Below are 15,620 nucleotides of genomic sequence, written 5' to 3' on the forward strand. Positions count from 1 at the left end.
AGGCTTCCGGCCCCGATCGGGGCCGACGCCAGCGCAAACAGCCTGCGCCCGCATATGTTGCACCCGCTCACAGCCACGTTTGCGCGGGCACGGGAACCCGGCGCGCCCGCGCAACCTTCGCCGCCGGCCTTCGTTCACCGGCAGATACGAACCCGAGAGGCCCCCGATGCGCGTTCCCGCTCTGCTCCTCGCCCTGCTCGTCTCGCTGCCGGCGGCAGCGGCGGAGGAGACCAAGGAGATCGGCCATGTGAATACGGCCATCACCAATCTCGGCCTGACCCGGAGCCACCGCGTGGTGGTGGAGCGCTTCGACGACCCCGATGTGCAAGGCGTCTCCTGCTACATCAGCCAGGCCCGCACCGGCGGCGTCTCCGGCATGGTCGGCCTCGCCGAGGACCCGGCGCGCTTCGCCCTTTCCTGCGTGACCACCGGCACCGTGCGCGTGACGGAAGGCGCCCGCCGAGGCCAGCGCGGCGAGAATGTCTACGAGAGCAACACCAGCCTCTTCTTCAAGGAAACGCGCGTCCACCGCTTTGTCGACGAGGAGCGCGGCGTCGTGGTCTACATGGCCTGGTCGACCAAGCTGGTGGACGGCTCGCCCTACAACGCTGTCGCGGTCGTGCCGATCCGCTGAGCCGCGGGCAAGCCCCCGTCCCTTCCCTCCTCCACCGCATGGCAGGCGGTGAGGCTCTGCTCCGTCGCCCGCGCTGCGACCAGCCCCGGCCGCTCCGCCTTGCAGCGGTCATTGGCCAGCGGGCAGCGCGGGTGGAAGGGGCAGCCGGAGGGCGGGCTGATCGGGCTCGGCACCTCACCGCCAACCGGGATGCGCTGCCGCCCGGTCATCTCGAGGTCGGGGATCGCCTCCATCAGCGCCCGCGTATAGGGATGACGCGGAGTGGTGAAGAGTGTCTCCGCCGGTGCCAACTCCACCAGCCGGCCCAGATACATCACTCCAATCCTGTCGCTGACCTGCCGCACCACGGCTAGGTTGTGGCTGATGAAGAGATAGGTGAGGCCGAGCCGCGCCTGCAGATCCTTCATCAGGTTGAGGATCTGCGCCTGCACGGAGACATCGAGCGCGGAGGTCGGCTCGTCGCAGACCAGGAAATCCGGGTTCGACGACAGCGCCCGCGCGATCGAGATGCGCTGCCGCTGCCCGCCGCTGAACTCATGCGGGAATTTCTCCCCGTCCAGCGGCGAAAGCCCAACCTGGGTGAGAAGCTCCGCCACCTTCTCCTGCTGCGCCGCCGCACTCGGCGTCATGCCGAAGGCGCGGATCGGCTCGGCGACGATGTCCTTTACCCGCCAGCGCGGGTTGAGCGAGGCGTAAGGGTCCTGGAAGATCATCTGCATGCGCCGCCGCTGCTCGGCGATCGCGCGCGCTCGCTCCAAATCCATCCCCTCGAAGACCACGCGGCCCTTGCTCGGCGGGTAGAGGCCGACCACCAGCCGCGCCACCGTCGACTTGCCGCAGCCGCTCTCACCGACGAGCGACAGCGTCGTCCCGCGCGGAATGGCGAAGGAGATGCCGTCGACCGCCCGCAGCGTCCGCTTGCCCTCGCCGGCCAGCACGCGCTGCAGCCAGGGCCGCGACACATCGAAGTAGCGGGCGAGGTCCTCGACCTCGAGGATCGGCGTCTCAGCCATGGGGCATCGCCTCCGGCGCATGTTTCTCCGAAGCCGGGTCGTAGAGCCAGCAAGCCGCCTCCGTCGCGCCCGTCGCCAACAGCGCCGGCCGCTCCACCAGGCAGCGGGCGAAGACCTCCGGGCACCGCGGGTTGAAGGCGCAGCCGCGCGGGATGGCCGAGAGCCGCGGCATCGCCCCGTCGATCTGCGCCAGATGCTCCACGCGGCGGTCGAGCGGCGGGATGGAGGCCATCAGACCCGCCGAATAGGGGTGCTTCGGATGCTTCACCACCTCCCGCACCGGCCCGATCTCGGCGATGCGGCCGGCATACATCACTGCGACGCGGTCCGCCGCCTCGGCGATCACGCCCATGTCGTGGGTGACGAGCATCATCGAGGTGCCCTTGTCCCGCGCCAGCCCCTTCAGCAGCGCGATCACCTGCGCCTGAATCGAGACATCGAGCGCCGTCGTCGGCTCATCCGCGACGATGAGCTTCGGTTCGGCGCAGAGCGCGAGCGCGATCACCACACGCTGCCGCATCCCGCCGGAGAATTCGTGCGGGTAGCTGTCGATGCGCTGCGCCGCGGCCGGGATGCCGACCATCTCCAACCAGCCGACCGCCCGCCGCCGCGCCTCCGCCCCGTCGAGGCCGAGATGCGTCTGGATCGTCTCCACCAGTTGGTCGCCCACCGTGTAGAGCGGGTTGAGCGTGGTCAGCGGGTCCTGGAAGATGGCGCCGATTTCCCGCCCGCGGATGCGCCGCATCTGGTCGTAGCGGAGGTTGTCGATGCGCTCGCCGTTCAACAGGATCTGCCCGCCGGCAATCCGCCCCGGCGGCTCCAGCAAACCGATGATGGCGGCCCCCGTCATCGACTTGCCGGCGCCCGACTCGCCGACCACGCCCAGCACCTCGCCCGGCATGATGGAGAAGGAAACACCGTCGAGGGCGGTGAGCACGCCCCGCCGCGTCGGGAATTCGACGCGCAGGTCACGGACTTCGAGCAAGGGGGCCATCAGCGGAGCCTCGGGTTCAGCGCATCGCGCAGCCAGTCGCCGAGTAGGTTGACCGACAGCACCATGGCAATCAGCGCCAAGCCGGGGAAGATGGCGATCCACCATTCCCCGGAGAACAGGAAGTCGTTGCCGATACGGATGAGCGTCCCGAGCGAGGGTTGGGTCTGCGGCACGCCCGCACCGAGATAGGAGAGCGTCGCCTCGGAGATGATGGCGTTGGAGAGCCCGAGGGTCGCGATCACTAGCACCGGCCCGAGCACATTCGGCAGCACATGGGTCAGCATGATCCGCAGCTGCGAAATGCCGATCACCCGCGCCGCCAGCACATATTCCTTGTTCCGCTCAACCAGCGTCGAGCCGCGCACGGTGCGGGCGAACTGCGGCCAGGCGCTGATGCCGATGGCGAAGATGACGACGAAGAGCGCCACCCGGTCATGCACGTCCGATGGCAGGGCGGCGCGGGCGATGCCGTCCACCAGCAGCGCGATCAGGATATTGGGGAAGGTGAGCTGGATATCGGCGATGCGCATCAGCACCCCGTCCACCGCCCCGCCCGCATAGCCGGCCAGCAGCCCGACCGAGACCCCGACCACCATCGAGAACAGCACCGCGCAGAAGCCGACCAGCAGCGAGACCCGCGCGCCGTACATGATGGCCGAGAGCACGTCCCGCCCCTGGTCGTCCGACCCGAGCGGATAGGCGCGGTCGCCTTCCGCCGCCCAGGCCGGCGGCTTGAAGGCGTCGATCAGGTTGAGCGTCGCCACGTCGAAGGGATCATGCGGCGCCAACAGCGGCGCCAGCACCGCGCCAAGGACGCAGATGAGCGCCACCACGGCCGAGATGACGGTGACGGGCGAGCGCCGGAAAGACCAGAACAGGTCGCTGTCCAGCATGCGTGCAATCGCGGCCATCGCTCAGTGCCCCCGCTTCGCGCCGCCGACCCGGAGCCTCGGGTCCACGGCGTAGTAGAGCAGGTCGACGACGAGGTTGATGGTGACGAAGACCAGGGCGATCAGCATCAGGTAGGCCGCCATCACCGGAATATCGGCGGAATTCACCGACTGGATGAAGAGCAGCCCCATGCCCGGCCACTGGAACACCGTCTCCGTCACGATGGCGAAGGCGATGATGCCGCCGAGCTGCAACCCGGCGACGGTGATCACCGGCACCAGCGTGTTCTTCAGCGCATGGCCGAAATTGATGGCACGGTTGGCGAGGCCCCGGGCGCGGGCGAATTTGATGTAGTCCGTCCGCAGCACCTCCAGCATCTCCGCCCGCACCAGCCGCATGATGAGCGTCAGCTGGAACATTCCGAGCGTGACCGAGGGCAGCACCAGTGCCTTGAGGCCCGAGACGGTGAGCAGCCCCGTGCTCCACCAGCCGATCTGCACCGTGTCGCCGCGTCCGAAGCTCGGCAGCCACCCAAGCCAGACGGAGAAGACGAGGATCAGCAGGATGCCGATAAGGAAGGTCGGCAGCGAGACGCCGATCAGGCTGAAGGTGAGGAAGAAGCGGCTCAGCCAGGAATTCCGGTAGAGTCCGGTATAGACGCCCATCGGGACGCCGATGGAGAGCGAGACCAGCGCGGCGCAGAAGGCCAGCTCCAGCGTCGCCGGCGCCCGCTCCTGGATCAGCTCCGCCACCGGTCGGGACAGGCGATAGGATAGCCCGAACTCGCCTTGCAGCGCATTCCAGATGAATTTGGCGAATTGAACGAAGAAGGGCTGGTCGAGCCCGAGGCTCGCCACCAGCGCCTGGCGCTGCTGTTCGGTGAAGTCCTGGCCGAGCATGATCGCCACCGGATCGCCGACATAGGCGAACATGGCGAAGCTGATCAGCGCCACCACCGCCATGACCGGCAAGGCCTGGAGGATGCGCGAGATGATGAAGGCAAGCATTCGGGGGCCGTCCCTGCGGGCTTTTCAGCCCCTATAGGCCGCGGCCTTGTGTGACGAAAGGGTGTCAGCCGGTCCTTCCGCTCCCTTCTGCCCCTTCGGTCGCCCAATCCTTCAACAAGGTGAAACCGACGGCGAGCAGCACCGGCCCGAGGAACAGGCCGAGGAAGCCGAAGGCGAACACCCCACCCAGCGCGCCCAGCAAGGTCAGCAACAACGGCAGATCGGCCCCCCTCGAGATCAGCCAGGGCCGGATCACATTGTCCGCGCTGCTGATGCCGAAGGCCCCGTAGAGCCCGAGGAAGATCGCCCACCCCGTCGAGCCCTGGCTGAACAGCCAGAGCGTCGCCGGAATCCAGATAAGCGGCGCCCCGACCGGCATAATGGAGATGACGCCCGCCACCACGCCCAGCAGCACCGGCCGCGGCACGCCGGCTATCCAAAGACCGAAGGCCGTCATCAACCCCTGCACCAGGGCGGTGCCGAGCAGGCCATAGACCACCCCCCGGGTCACGTCCCCGGTCAGCGCCACCAGGCGCCGCGTTCGGTCCCCGGCCAACCGCTCCAGCGCCGCCTCGCTCCGCCGGGCGATGGAAGGCCCGTCCCGGTAGAGGAAGAAGGCGAGGAAGATCGCCACCAGGAGCTCGGCGATGCCGGAAAGCACCGCCAGCAGCACCGCCAGCGCATTCTGCGCCAGCGTCCCGGCATAGGGGCCAAGCAATTCGGCAAGTCCCGACAGGCCGAAATCTACCCCTTCCAGGTGCTCGGCGAGGAAGCCGCCGATCATCGGCATGTTGCCGAGCCAGGTGCCGAGCCCGGGCATGCCCTGGGTCAGGAAGGTCTCGACCGCATGCCGCAGCCCCTCCACATCCTCGCGCTTCGTCGGGGTGGCGAAGACCAGCGGCAGGCCGATCAGCAGGAACTCCACCAGCACCATGACGCCAGCGGCCCAGCCGGGCGACATCCCCGTCCGTTCCCGCAGCATCCGGAAAGCCGGCCAGGTGGAGAAAACGAGGATCGCCGCCCAGAGCAGCGAGGAAAGGAAGGGCCGTAGCACCAGCAGGCAGCCCACTGCCAGCGCCAGCGCCGCCAGGAGGCCGAGCAGGGCGGCCGGGGTGAAGCGCTCGGTCTGAACTCGCGGCTGGGTCATCGTCGCTCCGTATCATCCCGCGGCGCCGGGCGCATCTTCCTGCCGGCCCTGTAGCCATACCCGCCCGCCCTGGGTAGCTTGCGCCGCGGCTGCTATAGCAGTCTCAAACCTGGACCATGATCCGCGATCCTGGTCCAGCCGGTTGTCTGATTGCATGAATCACGCCTGCGGCCGTTTCAGCCTTCGGCGATCATGCTCAAGGGAGGGACCATGCCGCGCTTCGCCGCCAACCTGTCGATGATGTTCAACGAGGTGCCCTTCCTCGACCGCTTCGCCCGCGCCCGGGCGGCCGGCTTCGAGGCGGTGGAATTCCTCTTCCCCTACGACTTCCCCGCTGCCGAGATCGCCACGCGGCTGAGGGACAGCGGCCTCTCCCAGGTGCTGTTCAACGCCCCGCCGGGCGACTGGGCCGCGGGCGAGCGCGGCCAAGCCGCCCTGCCCGGCCGCCAGGCCGAGTTCCGCGAGGGGGTGAAGCGTGCCCTCGACTACGCCGCGGCGCTGGCCTGCCCCCGCCTCCACCTGATGGCCGGCCTGACGCCCGCCGGCGTCCCGCGCGACACGCTGCTCTCCGTCTATGCCGCCAACCTCGCCTGGGCCGCCGAGGAATGCAGCAAGGCCGGCGTGCTGCCGGTGATCGAGCCGATCAACCACCGCGACATCCCCGGCTTCTTCCTCAACACCACCGACGAGGCGGCCGCCATCATCCAGGCGGTGGGCGGGCCGGCGCGGCTCGGCCTGCAGTTCGACCTCTACCATTGCCAGATCACCGAGGGCGACCTGGTGAAGACCGCCGAGCGCCAAATGCCGCTGATCGCGCACATGCAGGTCGCCGACAACCCGGGGCGCCATGAGCCTGGCACCGGCGAGGTCAACTGGCCCTTCGTCTTCCAGGCGATCGATGCGCTCGGCTTCGGCGGCTGGATCGGCTGCGAGTACCGCCCCGCGGGCGAGACCGAGGCCGGCCTCGGCTGGTTTGCCCCCTACAAGTCCTGAACAGCAAGAAGGATCAGCCGCACATGAAGATCGGCTTCATCGGCCTCGGCATCATGGGCAAGCCCATGGCCGGCCACCTCAAGACCGCCGGCCACGAGGTCATCGTGCCGGATCGCCGGAGCCTAGACGCCGAGTCGCGCTCTTCCTTCACCGTTGTCGCCGATGCGACGGCGGTGGCGAAGGCCGCCGAGATCATCATCCTGATGGTGCCCGACACCCCCGACGTGGAAGCCGCCCTCTTCGGCCCCGGCGGCGTCGCTGCCGGCCTGTCGCAGGGCAAGCTGGTGATCGACATGTCCTCGATCAGCCCGACCGCCACCAAGACCTTCGCCGAGAAGGTGAACGCCCTTGGTGCCGACTACCTTGACGCCCCCGTCTCGGGCGGCGAGGTAGGCGCCAAGCAGGCCAGCCTCACCATCATGGTCGGCGGCGAGGAGGGAGCCTTTGCCCGCGCGAAGCCCTTGTTCGAAGCAATGGGCAAGAACATCACCCTGGTCGGTCCGAACGGCGCCGGGCAGACGACGAAGGTCGCCAACCAGATCATCGTCGCGCTCACCATCGAGGCGGTGGGCGAGGCCCTGGTCTTTGCCAGCAAGGCCGGCGCCGATCCTGCCAAGGTGCGCCAGGCATTGATGGGCGGCCTCGCCACCTCCCGCATCCTGGAACTCCACGGTGAGCGGATGATCAAGCGGACCTTCAACCCCGGCTTCCGCATCGTCCTGCACCAGAAGGATCTGAACCTGGCGCTGACCTCGGCGAAGGAACTCGGCGTGGCGCTGCCCAACACCGCCGCCACCCAGCAGCTCTTCTCCGCCTGCATCGCTGCCGGCGGCGGACAGCTCGACCATTCCGGGCTGGTGAAGGCTCTGGAAGTCATGGCCGCCCACCCAGTCGCTCCCGAAGCCGGCTGAGTCGCCGCTGGCCGCACGCGCCATGCGTGTGCGGCCACCCTACTTCACATCCTGCGGGGTTGCCGACATGTATGAACATGTCGCAGAAGTTCCCATGTCTTGATTTCGCAAGGCGAGCGAGGCAAGGTTTTTTGCGAGTCCCATGCGGGCGCGAGATATCTTCTCAAAAACCTAACCATTCCATGGTCGAGTCACATCGCCAGGATGGCAAGGCCTGGGGAGCCGGAGGCTAGGATGCGGTTTGCGGATATCGGGCAGCAATTGCGGGCCTATCGCCTCGAGTCGGGCCTCAGGGCGGAGGAAATTGCGGCCCGCCTCGGCGTCTCACGCGCCGCGCTCTATCGTTATGAGAAGGGCGAGGTCATCAAGCTGGACACGATCCGACGCCTTGCCGAGCTGCTGAAGATTTCGCCCCTCTCCCTGCTCGGGATCGGAGTCGAATATTTCTCCCGCCCCGTCGCCTTCCAGGAGCGGCTGCGCCAGGTCGAGGAGCAGGCCGACCAGATCCTCATGGTCGGCGGCGCGCTCTGCTACCAGGTCTCAACCGATGCCTTCGAGGGCGCGCTCGCCGAGGCATGGACCGAGGCGGCCGATGCGGCGCCGGACCGCGTTCCCGCCCGCTCCATGGCCGACCAGGCGCTTGGCCTGCTCGCCGCCCGCAAGAAGCTGCATCAACAGCGCCGCCCCAACATCATCGGCATCCTGTCCGAGGCGGCGCTGCGCCGCTTCCTGCAGGACGGCGTCGCTGCCGGCATCCCGCTGTCGGAGCGCAGCCGCGCGCGCTGCCGCGCCGCCGCAGTCGCCGAGGCGGAGAGCATCGCCACCATGATGGAGAGCGTTCCCATCGGCCTCCAGCTCGGCCTAACCGCCGGGCCGGACCCCTCGGGCGCCTTCATCGTGCTGCGCGGCCGCGACCGCGCCCATGTCGTCGGCAGCCCCTTTCCGCCCGACGCGCCGCCCACCGCCGGGCTCGGCGTCGCCATGATCACCGCGGCGGATGAGGCGATCTCCGTCCACCAGCGCGTCGCCGAGGCCGCCTGGCGCGATGCGCTGAAGGGTGCCACGGCCGCCGCCCGGGTGCGCGAGCTCATCGCCGCCACCCGGGCGGATTGATCAGAGCGGCAGCCGCGCCTCCATCACATCCTCCTCCTCCGGCGACCGCTGGAGGCTGAAGCCGAGGCTGCGGACGAAGGCCAGCATCGGCCGATTGTCGGCCAGGACCTGACCGGCCACCTCCGTCACGCCTGTGGCGCGGCCCCATGCGAACAGCCGCTCCATCAGGTGCAGCCCGAGCCCCTGACCCTTCATCGCCGGCTCGACGATCACGGCGAATTCCGCCGCCGGCCCCACCGGGTCGCGGATCAGCCTCGCCACGCCGCGGATCGCCCCCGTCTCGTCGCAGCCAATGAAGGCCATCTCCCGGTCGTAGTCGATCTGCGTCAGCCGCGCCGTCAGCGCCGGCGACAGCTCCCGCAGCGGGGAGAAGAAGCGCCGCCGGACATCCTCCGGGTCCAGCCGGCGAAAGGCCTCGCCGAGCGCCGCCGCATCCTCCGGCCGGATCGGACGGATCGTCAGTGCGTCCCCCGACCGGGTGCGGAAGGGCCGCTCGAGCTCCGCCGGATAGGGGGGGATCGCCAGTTCCCCCGCCTCGCCGATCGGCCGCAGCGCCAGCTTGGCATCGACAGCCAGCACCCCCTGGGCATCGGCAAAGAGCGGATTGACGGTCAGCCCCGCCACCTCCGGGAAATCCACCGCGATCTGGGAGAGCCGCACCAGCGCCTCCGCCACCGCCGCTCGGTCGGCCGGGCGGTGGTCGCGGAAGCCACTCAGCAGCCGCGCTGTTCGCGACCGGCCGATGAGCTGGTCGGCCAGCGCCAGGTTCAGCGGCGGCAGGTCATGCGCCTCGTCGGCCGCGATATCCGCTGCCGTCCCCCCCTGGCCGAAGCCGATCCAGGGCCCGAACATCGCATCTTCACCGAGCCGTAGCCGCAATTCGAGTGCCCGCGCGGCTTGCCGCTGCACCAGCAGCCCTTCGATCTGCGTCCCGGGCCGCGCCACGCGGATGCGCGCCAGCATCGCCTCCGCCGCCGTACGCACCGCGCCCGGGCTGACGAGGTTGGTCACCACGCCCCCGACATCGCTCTTGTGCGGGATGTCCGGGCTGAGGACCTTCAGCACAACCGGGAAGCCGAGCATCGCCGCCGCATCCGCCGCCTCCGCCGGCCCCGCCGCATGCCGGCCCGGCACGGTCGGGATGCCATAGGCGGCGAGCACGCCGAGCGCCTCCGCCGCCGTCAGCGTCAGCCGCCGCGCCGCCCGCGCCTCGGCAAGGATGCGCCGCACCGCCGCCCGGTCCGGCGCCAGCTCCAGAACCTCGCGCGAGGGCAGCTCAGCGGCTGCGGCGCGGTTCCGGCGATCCGCGGCGAGGTGCAGCGCGCCCCGTGCCGCCGCCTCCGGCGTGGCGAAGACGGCGAGGCCCGCCTCAGCCATCCGCCGCCGCTGCCGCCCGGCCGTCGCCTGCCCGGCCCAGCCGACGAGGATCGGCGCGGCCCGTCCAGGGCCGGTCCGGGCCGCCGCGATCATTGCCTCCGCCGCCGCATCGGCCGCCTCGGGCGGGGCCTCGCCCGGCGCCGGGGCATGCAGGGCAAGGACCGCATCCACCTCCGGCAGCCCGGCCAGCATCGCCGCCGCCTCGGCCAGCCGCGGCCCCGCCGCCGGGCCGAGCGAGAGCGGGTTGCCTGCCACCCACCCCGGCGGCAGCAGCAGCCTGAAGGCCGCAAGCGATTCCGGCCGCAGCTCGGCCAGGCACCCACCCCCGGCGACCAGCGCATCCGCCGCCAGGTGCCCGAGCCCGATCCCATTGGTGACAATGGCGACCCGCGCTTCCCGCACCCCCGGCCGCAACCGCACCCGCGCCAGCGTCTCCGCCGCCGAGAGCAGATCCTCAAGCCCCGAGACGCGCAGCACGCCGGCGCGGCGCAGTGCCGCCTCCATCACTGCATCGGCGAGGCCTGAGGCGTCACCGCTCCGCCCCCCGGCGCGGATCGCCATCACCGGCCGGGTCCTGGCCGTCGCCCTTGCAGCCGAGACGAAGGCCCGCCGGTTCCTGACCCGCCGCAGGTCGAGCAGTACCGCGCCCGTCCCCGCATCCCGTGCCAGCCAGTCGAGCGAGGCGGCGAAGCCGAGCGTCGCATTGCCGCCGATGCCGACCACATGGCTGAAGCCGAGTTTCTCCGCCGCCGCCCAGTCGATCACCGCCCGCGCCAGCGCCGCCGATTGCGTCACCAGCGCCAGCCGCCCCGCCGCGGGCTGGATATGCGATAGCGAGGCATTCAGCCCGATCGCCGGGATGCAGAGGCCGAAACTCCCCTGCCCCAACGCCCGCACCCCCGTCCGGGCCGAGATGCCGGCGAGGTCCGGCCCCGGCCCCGGCACGATGGCGGCGAAACAGCCCCGTCCCGCCAGCGCGGCCATGGCTGGCTCCAGCACAGCCGGCGGCAGGCAGAGCACGGCGAGGTCTGGTGCCTCCGGCAGTGCCTCGACCGATTCGGACGGCAGCAGCCCGGGCACCGGCATCCCCACCGCATAGGCCCGGCCCTCGAAGCCGCCTGCGGCGATGTTGGCAGCCAGCACCGCCGCCTCCGGCTGCCCGGGATCGGCCACCAGCACCAGGCTGCGTGGCCTGAACAGGCAGTGCGCGTGGTAGCCGGGGGCAGTGCTGCGGGGGGTCATCATCGACATGATGCACCGCAACATGGACCTGACCGCGCGGAGCGGCAACCATGAGTCGGCACCGCAGGAGACGCCCGATGGACCCCCGCCTCGACCCGGAAATGCTGGCCTTCAATCGGATGATGGAGGAACGTGCCACCGCCCTGCCGCCGATCCGCCTCGAACTCCCCTTCGACCGACCGCGCGCCCTGACGGAGGCGCTGAACGCCCCGCTTTCCGCCGGCGGCCCCGCCCTCGCCGTGGGCGAGGACCGATGGCTTCCCGTCCGCGGGCGGCGCATCCAGTGCCGCGTCCACCTGCCGGCCGGACCCGGCCCGCATCCCGTGCTGCTCTACTTGCATGGCGGCGGCTGGGTCTGGAACAGCATCGACACGCATGACCGGCTGATGCGCGAATACGCCGCCGCCGCCTGCTGCGCCGTCATCGGCCCGGACTATGCGCTGAGCCCCGAAGCCGTCTTCCCCCAGGCGCTCGAGGAATGCGAGGGCGTGCTGCGCTGGGTCGCCGCCGAGGGCGCCGCCTGGGGGCTCGATGCCGCCCGCATCGTTGTGGGCGGCGATTCCGCCGGCGCCAACCTGGCCATGGGCGTTGCCCTGTCGCTCCGCGACGGCGGCGTCCCGGTTCCGCTTCGCGGGCTGCTGCTGAACTACGGCGTCTTCGACAGCCGCCTCGACCGCCCGAGCTACCACGCATTCGCCACCGGCTACGGCCTGACGGAGGAGCGCATGGGCTTCTACTGGAACGCCTATGCCCCCCGCCCCGCCGACCGGCTGAACCCCTTGGCCGCCCCGCTCCGCGCCAAGCTTGCGGGCCTCCCTCCCTGCCTGCTCCACATCGCCGAGCTCGACATCCTCGCCGATGAGAACCATGCCATGGCCGAAGCCCTGCGGGCCGCCGGCGTTGCGCTCGAGGCGCAACTCTTCCCCGGCACGGTGCATGGTTTCCTCCGCGCCCTCGGCCATGTCGGCGCGGCCGACCGCTCCGTCGTGGCCGCCGGCGCCTGGCTCCGCGCCCGGTTCGGCGAAGGCTGACGCAGACGGCGCTCACCGGATGGCATATCTCCCCCCGGCCCACGAGCACCGAGGGGAGAGGAGGCTGCGCATGCGGGACTTCCTCATCGAGCATGTCACCCCACCGCCGCAATACCGGCCGGAGCATGCCGAGCCGCGCACCCGGCCTTTTCCTCACGCAGGGGCTCGCCCTGCCCGCCGGCTGCGTCATGGCCCGGCTCCAGGTCCTGCTGCCGCCCGGCATGCCGGCCGAGGCCTGGGTCGAGGCGAAGTTCCTCGCCGACCGCCGGCGCGAGTGCCTCCATCACCTGCTGCGCGGCCGCGAATGGCAACGCCTCGAGGCCAGCCGCACCTGCCTCTTTGACGACCCGAAGGCGGCCCAGGCAGCAGCCGACTCCCGCCGCCTCAGCGCAACGGACGCGCCATGAGCGAGGCACCCGCCCCGTAGCCAGCCACCTCCGCCAGCGGCGTGAAGCCGAGCCGCTGCCAGTACCCGGCCTTCCCCGCCACCGCGACCAGCGTCATCCGCCCGAGCCCGCTGGCCGCTCCCGACGCCGCCAGTCGCGCCACCATCGCCGCGGCCTCTCCCGCGCCGCGGGCTTCCGGCGCCAGCACGATGTCATGCAGATGCAGCACCTCCGCCGCGGCGGGCAGCGCGCCGAGCAGCGAGTCGAGCGGCGGCACCGGCCCCGCCCAGGGGTGCGCCAGCGCATAGCCCCGACCCTCGCCCAGAACCCAGCAGAAGCCGGGCGCCAGCGCCAGCCGCTCGGCAAAGACCGCCGGTTTCTCGGGATGCTGCGGATGCGCCGCCGCAGCCAGCGCCACCACCCTCGGCAAGTCCGCTTCGGTCATCCTTCGCCATTCCATGCCCCCGGATAGCGTGGCGTCGCCCGCCATGCGAGGCTTCATCACATGATCCGCCCCGGCCCGCGCAACCTCATCACCGATGTCGATGGCATCCTCGTCGGCCAGGCCGAGGACCACGGTATCCGCACCGGCACCACCGTGATCTACCCGGTGGAGCGCTGCCCCGCCGCCGCCGAGATTCGGGGCGGCGCGCCGGGCACGCTCAACATCCAGTCCCTCGATCCTGCGAGCATCGGCAACACGGTCGATGCCGTCACCCTCTCCGGCGGCTCCATGTACGGGCTGGACGCGGCCGGCGCCGTGGTCGCCACGCTCGGCGCCCGCGGCCGCGGCGCCGCCTTCGGCGGAACGACGGTGCCCGTGGTGCCCGGCGCCATCCTATTCGACCTGATGAATGGCGGCGACAAGGCATGGGGTGAGGCGCCGCCCTATGCCACGCTCGGCCGCACCGCGCTGGCCGCAATCGGCCAGGACTTCGCCCTCGGCAATGCCGGGGCCGGACTCGGCGCCCGCTCCGGCCGGGTGAAGGGCGGCCTCGGCAGCGCCAGCACCGTCACCGCCGACGGGGTGCAGATCGGCGCACTCGCCGCCGTCAACAGCTTCGGCAGCGCGGTCATGCCCGGCAGCCGGCATTTCTGGGCCTGGCCGCATGAGATGGACGACGAGTTCGGCGGCCTCGGCCCGCCCCCTGCCGGCTGGCGGCCGGAGCCGGAAATGCCCCTGCCCCTCGGCTCCGCGGTCAACCCGATGGCCAACACCACCATCGCCGTCGTCGCCGTCAACGCCCGGCTCGACAAGGGCGACCTGCAGCGCTTGGCCATCATGGCCGCCGACGGCCTCGCCCAGGCCATCCGCCCAATCCACACGCCCTTCGACGGCGACAGCGTCTTCGTCCTGGCGACGGGCCACCTGCCGCTGACCGGCCCCGGCATGCTCGCCCGCCTCGGCCATCTGGCGGCCTCGACCCTGGCGCGGGCGGTGGCACGCGGCGTCTTCCACGCGACCGCACTTGGCGACCGCCCCGCCTGGCGCGACCTCAACGCTGACGGAGCGCCGCCCTGATCCGCTCCAGGCTGCCGCCCTGGCCCGCCTCGTCCACCCGCTGCGAGGCCTCGGCATCCAGCACTGCCCGCCCCGCCTCCCAGCGCAGGATCACCGGCACCCGCGCCGCCGCATTGGGCGAACTTGCCGCATAGATTAGGGCAAAGCGCGGCACGCCTGCCGCTGCCGGCACCTCCCCCGCCTCGCGCAGCCCGTCGCAGCTCACCGCCTCGGTCCAGTCGGTGCCGACCGTGACGAGACTCTCCGTTGCCCCCGCCCCGCCGATCGCCAGCCCGCACCAGCGCTGCTGGTTGGGGAAGCCCGGCACCCGTGGCGCGAAGCGCACCGGCAACAGGGTCAGGGTGACGCCGCGCGCCGGCGACCAGCGCCGCGGCGCCGCCGCCTCGAACCCGCCCGCGACCGGCAGCCCGGCCCGCGCCTCGGCTGCGAGATCGGGCCCGCCCGCCCTCGCCGGCGCCGCTGCGACCAGTGCAGCCAGCAGCAACAGGCTAGGACTTGCTGAGACGCTCATAAGCCGCCTTCATCTGGGTGTCGTAGTCGTTCTTCTTGTAGTCCGGCCCGTTGTAGCGCGAGGCGAAGCCGGCCCAGTTCCTGTCCTGCAGCGCCTTCCGCATCCCCTTGTTGGCGTTGACGAAGGCGACGAAGGCCTCGAGATGCCGGGCATCATTCTCCATCATCGCATCGACGAAAGCCTCGACCGTCTTGTAGCCGGCCGCGTCATGGTTCTCGCCGAGGATCTGGAAGGTGCCCCAGGAAGCAGACTTCAGCGCCGCCGCCTCGTCCAGCAGGGCGGCACGTCGGAGCTTCGGATACTGTGCGCTGAACTTGCCGTAGGCGCCCTGCGGCCCGGACAGGTCGGGATGCGAGCGGTTATAGCCGCCGCCGGTATGCGTCCGGAATTTGTGCCGCTCGAAGAGGATGGTCGGCCGCCCCTCCTCGTCCCAGGGCGAGCGCTTGGTTTCTACCTGCGCCACCGCCCTGACCGCCGCCACCTCGCAGCCGAGCGTCTTCGCCGCCGCTTCGACCAGGGCGGGGGTGATGGAGGAGGTCTCCGGCCGCACCCAGCAGATCTCGCGGAAGACCTTGTGCCGCGGCCCGGGAATGATCGGCCGGTCGAGAAAGCGGATGGTCAGCCCGCCGGGATCGACCGTCCCGTCCGGCTTCAGCAGCCCCATGGCGTTGCGCTGGAAGGCTTCGATGGCGGCGAAGGTCGCCGCATCCGCGGTGCCGTTCGCCACCGGGAGGCCCTGAGGAAAGGTCCAGCGCCCGTGCCGGACGAGCAACTGCTCCACCACCAGCACATCGGTTGGATCATTCATCCGCCCGCGGCCGACACCTTTCGAGATCACCCCCACCATG

At 70.7% G+C, this 15,620-nt stretch carries 16 protein-coding genes; 7 read left to right on the plus strand and 9 right to left on the minus strand.

Annotation, left to right across the window (positions count from 1 at the left end):
• The first annotated feature begins 166 nt into the window (after window positions 1-166).
• Window positions 167-634, plus strand: coding sequence for a CreA family protein (locus JMJ56_RS14630; protein ID WP_202832513.1), 468 nt, complete (start codon window positions 167-169; stop codon window positions 632-634).
• Here JMJ56_RS14630 and JMJ56_RS14635 read toward each other — a convergent pair.
• The 5 genes from JMJ56_RS14635 to JMJ56_RS14655 all read right to left on the minus strand — a co-directional run bounded on the left by JMJ56_RS14635 (window position 601) and on the right by JMJ56_RS14655 (window position 5,686).
• Window positions 601-1,647: an ABC transporter ATP-binding protein gene (locus JMJ56_RS14635; protein ID WP_236037780.1), complete on the minus strand. Its 1,047-nt coding sequence runs from the start codon at window positions 1,645-1,647 to the stop codon at window positions 601-603. The two genes, JMJ56_RS14630 and JMJ56_RS14635, sit on opposite strands and share 34 nt — an antisense overlap.
• Window positions 1,640-2,641 (minus strand): ABC transporter ATP-binding protein, encoded by a 1,002-nt coding sequence (locus JMJ56_RS14640; RefSeq protein ID WP_202832515.1) that lies wholly within the window; start codon window positions 2,639-2,641, stop codon window positions 1,640-1,642. Before JMJ56_RS14640 ends, JMJ56_RS14635 begins: the two co-directional genes overlap by 8 nt.
• Window positions 2,641-3,552 (minus strand): ABC transporter permease, encoded by a 912-nt coding sequence (locus JMJ56_RS14645; RefSeq protein ID WP_202832516.1) that lies wholly within the window; start codon window positions 3,550-3,552, stop codon window positions 2,641-2,643. The genes JMJ56_RS14640 and JMJ56_RS14645 overlap by 1 nt, the downstream gene beginning before the upstream one ends.
• Window positions 3,553-3,555: 3 nt before the next feature.
• Window positions 3,556-4,539 carry an ABC transporter permease gene (locus JMJ56_RS14650; RefSeq protein WP_202832517.1) on the minus strand — a complete coding sequence of 328 codons (984 nt, stop codon included), beginning with the start codon at window positions 4,537-4,539 and terminating at the stop codon, window positions 3,556-3,558.
• Window positions 4,540-4,603: 64 nt separating this feature from the next.
• Window positions 4,604-5,686, minus strand: coding sequence for an AI-2E family transporter (locus JMJ56_RS14655; protein WP_202832518.1), 1,083 nt, complete (start codon window positions 5,684-5,686; stop codon window positions 4,604-4,606).
• Window positions 5,687-5,896: 210 nt separating this feature from the next.
• Here JMJ56_RS14655 and otnI point away from each other — a divergent pair, with 210 nt between their 5' ends.
• The 3 genes from otnI (at window position 5,897) to JMJ56_RS14670 (ending at window position 8,703) form a co-directional block, all read left to right on the plus strand.
• On the plus strand, window positions 5,897-6,679 hold the full coding sequence (gene otnI / locus JMJ56_RS14660; protein ID WP_202832519.1) for a 2-oxo-tetronate isomerase: 783 nt from the start codon (window positions 5,897-5,899) through the stop codon (window positions 6,677-6,679).
• 23 nt (window positions 6,680-6,702) lie between these two features.
• Entirely contained in the window at window positions 6,703-7,590 is an 888-nt protein-coding gene (locus JMJ56_RS14665; RefSeq protein WP_202832520.1) for a 2-hydroxy-3-oxopropionate reductase, read from the plus strand.
• Between the two features lie 234 nt (window positions 7,591-7,824).
• Window positions 7,825-8,703 (plus strand): helix-turn-helix domain-containing protein, encoded by an 879-nt coding sequence (locus JMJ56_RS14670; RefSeq protein ID WP_202832521.1) that lies wholly within the window; start codon window positions 7,825-7,827, stop codon window positions 8,701-8,703.
• Here the strand turns inward: JMJ56_RS14670 and JMJ56_RS14675 are convergent, their stop codons facing one another.
• Window positions 8,704-11,325 (minus strand): bifunctional acetate--CoA ligase family protein/GNAT family N-acetyltransferase, encoded by a 2,622-nt coding sequence (locus JMJ56_RS14675; RefSeq protein WP_236037781.1) that lies wholly within the window; start codon window positions 11,323-11,325, stop codon window positions 8,704-8,706.
• A 74-nt stretch (window positions 11,326-11,399) separates the two neighbouring features.
• On the opposite strand from JMJ56_RS14675, the gene JMJ56_RS14680 reads away from it, so the two are divergent.
• Together JMJ56_RS14680 and JMJ56_RS14685 are read left to right on the plus strand one after the other, a co-directional pair.
• A complete protein-coding gene (locus JMJ56_RS14680) occupies window positions 11,400-12,353 on the plus strand; it encodes an alpha/beta hydrolase (protein WP_236037782.1) in 954 nt (317 codons plus the stop codon).
• A 125-nt stretch (window positions 12,354-12,478) separates the two neighbouring features.
• The gene (locus JMJ56_RS14685; RefSeq protein ID WP_202832523.1) at window positions 12,479-12,760 is read left to right on the plus strand and encodes a hypothetical protein; all 282 of its coding nucleotides are present in this window, start codon (window positions 12,479-12,481) and stop codon (window positions 12,758-12,760) included.
• Here the strand turns inward: JMJ56_RS14685 and JMJ56_RS14690 are convergent.
• The gene (locus JMJ56_RS14690) at window positions 12,738-13,184 is read right to left on the minus strand and encodes a GNAT family N-acetyltransferase (RefSeq protein WP_236037783.1); all 447 of its coding nucleotides are present in this window, start codon (window positions 13,182-13,184) and stop codon (window positions 12,738-12,740) included. The genes JMJ56_RS14685 and JMJ56_RS14690 overlap by 23 nt on opposite strands.
• 60 nt (window positions 13,185-13,244) lie before the next feature.
• On the opposite strand from JMJ56_RS14690, the gene JMJ56_RS14695 reads away from it, so the two are divergent.
• Window positions 13,245-14,261, plus strand: a complete 1,017-nt coding sequence (locus JMJ56_RS14695) for a P1 family peptidase (RefSeq protein WP_202832524.1) — start codon at window positions 13,245-13,247, stop codon at window positions 14,259-14,261.
• Here the strand turns inward: JMJ56_RS14695 and JMJ56_RS14700 are convergent.
• Both JMJ56_RS14700 and JMJ56_RS14705 read right to left on the minus strand, forming a co-directional pair.
• Window positions 14,236-14,745, minus strand: coding sequence for a hypothetical protein (locus JMJ56_RS14700; protein WP_236037784.1), 510 nt, complete (start codon window positions 14,743-14,745; stop codon window positions 14,236-14,238). The genes JMJ56_RS14695 and JMJ56_RS14700 overlap by 26 nt on opposite strands.
• Window positions 14,746-14,749: 4 nt before the next feature.
• On the minus strand, window positions 14,750-15,619 hold the full coding sequence (locus JMJ56_RS14705; protein ID WP_202832526.1) for an N-acetylmuramidase domain-containing protein: 870 nt from the start codon (window positions 15,617-15,619) through the stop codon (window positions 14,750-14,752).
• Between the last annotated feature and the right edge of the window lies 1 nt (window position 15,620).

The sequence above is a fragment of the Belnapia arida genome (assembly GCF_016773205.1).
Classification (GTDB): Bacteria; Pseudomonadota; Alphaproteobacteria; order Acetobacterales; family Acetobacteraceae; genus Belnapia; species Belnapia arida.

Bases quoted from the DNA above. Each gene is read 5' to 3' on its own strand.
- JMJ56_RS14630 (WP_202832513.1), top strand. From the start codon at position 167: ATGCGCGTTCCCGCTCTGCTCCTCGCCCTGCTCGTCTCGCTGCCGGCG.
- JMJ56_RS14635 (WP_236037780.1), bottom strand. From the start codon at position 1,647: ATGGCTGAGACGCCGATCCTCGAGGTCGAGGACCTCGCCCGCTACTTC.
- JMJ56_RS14640 (WP_202832515.1), bottom strand. From the start codon at position 2,641: ATGGCCCCCTTGCTCGAAGTCCGTGACCTGCGCGTCGAATTCCCGACG.
- JMJ56_RS14645 (WP_202832516.1), bottom strand. From the start codon at position 3,552: ATGGCCGCGATTGCACGCATGCTGGACAGCGACCTGTTCTGGTCTTTC.
- JMJ56_RS14650 (WP_202832517.1), bottom strand. From the start codon at position 4,539: ATGCTTGCCTTCATCATCTCGCGCATCCTCCAGGCCTTGCCGGTCATG.
- JMJ56_RS14655 (WP_202832518.1), bottom strand. From the start codon at position 5,686: ATGACCCAGCCGCGAGTTCAGACCGAGCGCTTCACCCCGGCCGCCCTG.
- otnI (WP_202832519.1), top strand. From the start codon at position 5,897: ATGCCGCGCTTCGCCGCCAACCTGTCGATGATGTTCAACGAGGTGCCC.
- JMJ56_RS14665 (WP_202832520.1), top strand. From the start codon at position 6,703: ATGAAGATCGGCTTCATCGGCCTCGGCATCATGGGCAAGCCCATGGCC.
- JMJ56_RS14670 (WP_202832521.1), top strand. From the start codon at position 7,825: ATGCGGTTTGCGGATATCGGGCAGCAATTGCGGGCCTATCGCCTCGAG.
- JMJ56_RS14675 (WP_236037781.1), bottom strand. From the start codon at position 11,325: ATGATGACCCCCCGCAGCACTGCCCCCGGCTACCACGCGCACTGCCTG.
- JMJ56_RS14680 (WP_236037782.1), top strand. From the start codon at position 11,400: ATGGACCCCCGCCTCGACCCGGAAATGCTGGCCTTCAATCGGATGATG.
- JMJ56_RS14685 (WP_202832523.1), top strand. From the start codon at position 12,479: ATGCCGAGCCGCGCACCCGGCCTTTTCCTCACGCAGGGGCTCGCCCTG.
- JMJ56_RS14690 (WP_236037783.1), bottom strand. From the start codon at position 13,184: ATGACCGAAGCGGACTTGCCGAGGGTGGTGGCGCTGGCTGCGGCGGCG.
- JMJ56_RS14695 (WP_202832524.1), top strand. From the start codon at position 13,245: ATGATCCGCCCCGGCCCGCGCAACCTCATCACCGATGTCGATGGCATC.
- JMJ56_RS14705 (WP_202832526.1), bottom strand. From the start codon at position 15,619: ATGGTGGGGGTGATCTCGAAAGGTGTCGGCCGCGGGCGGATGAATGAT.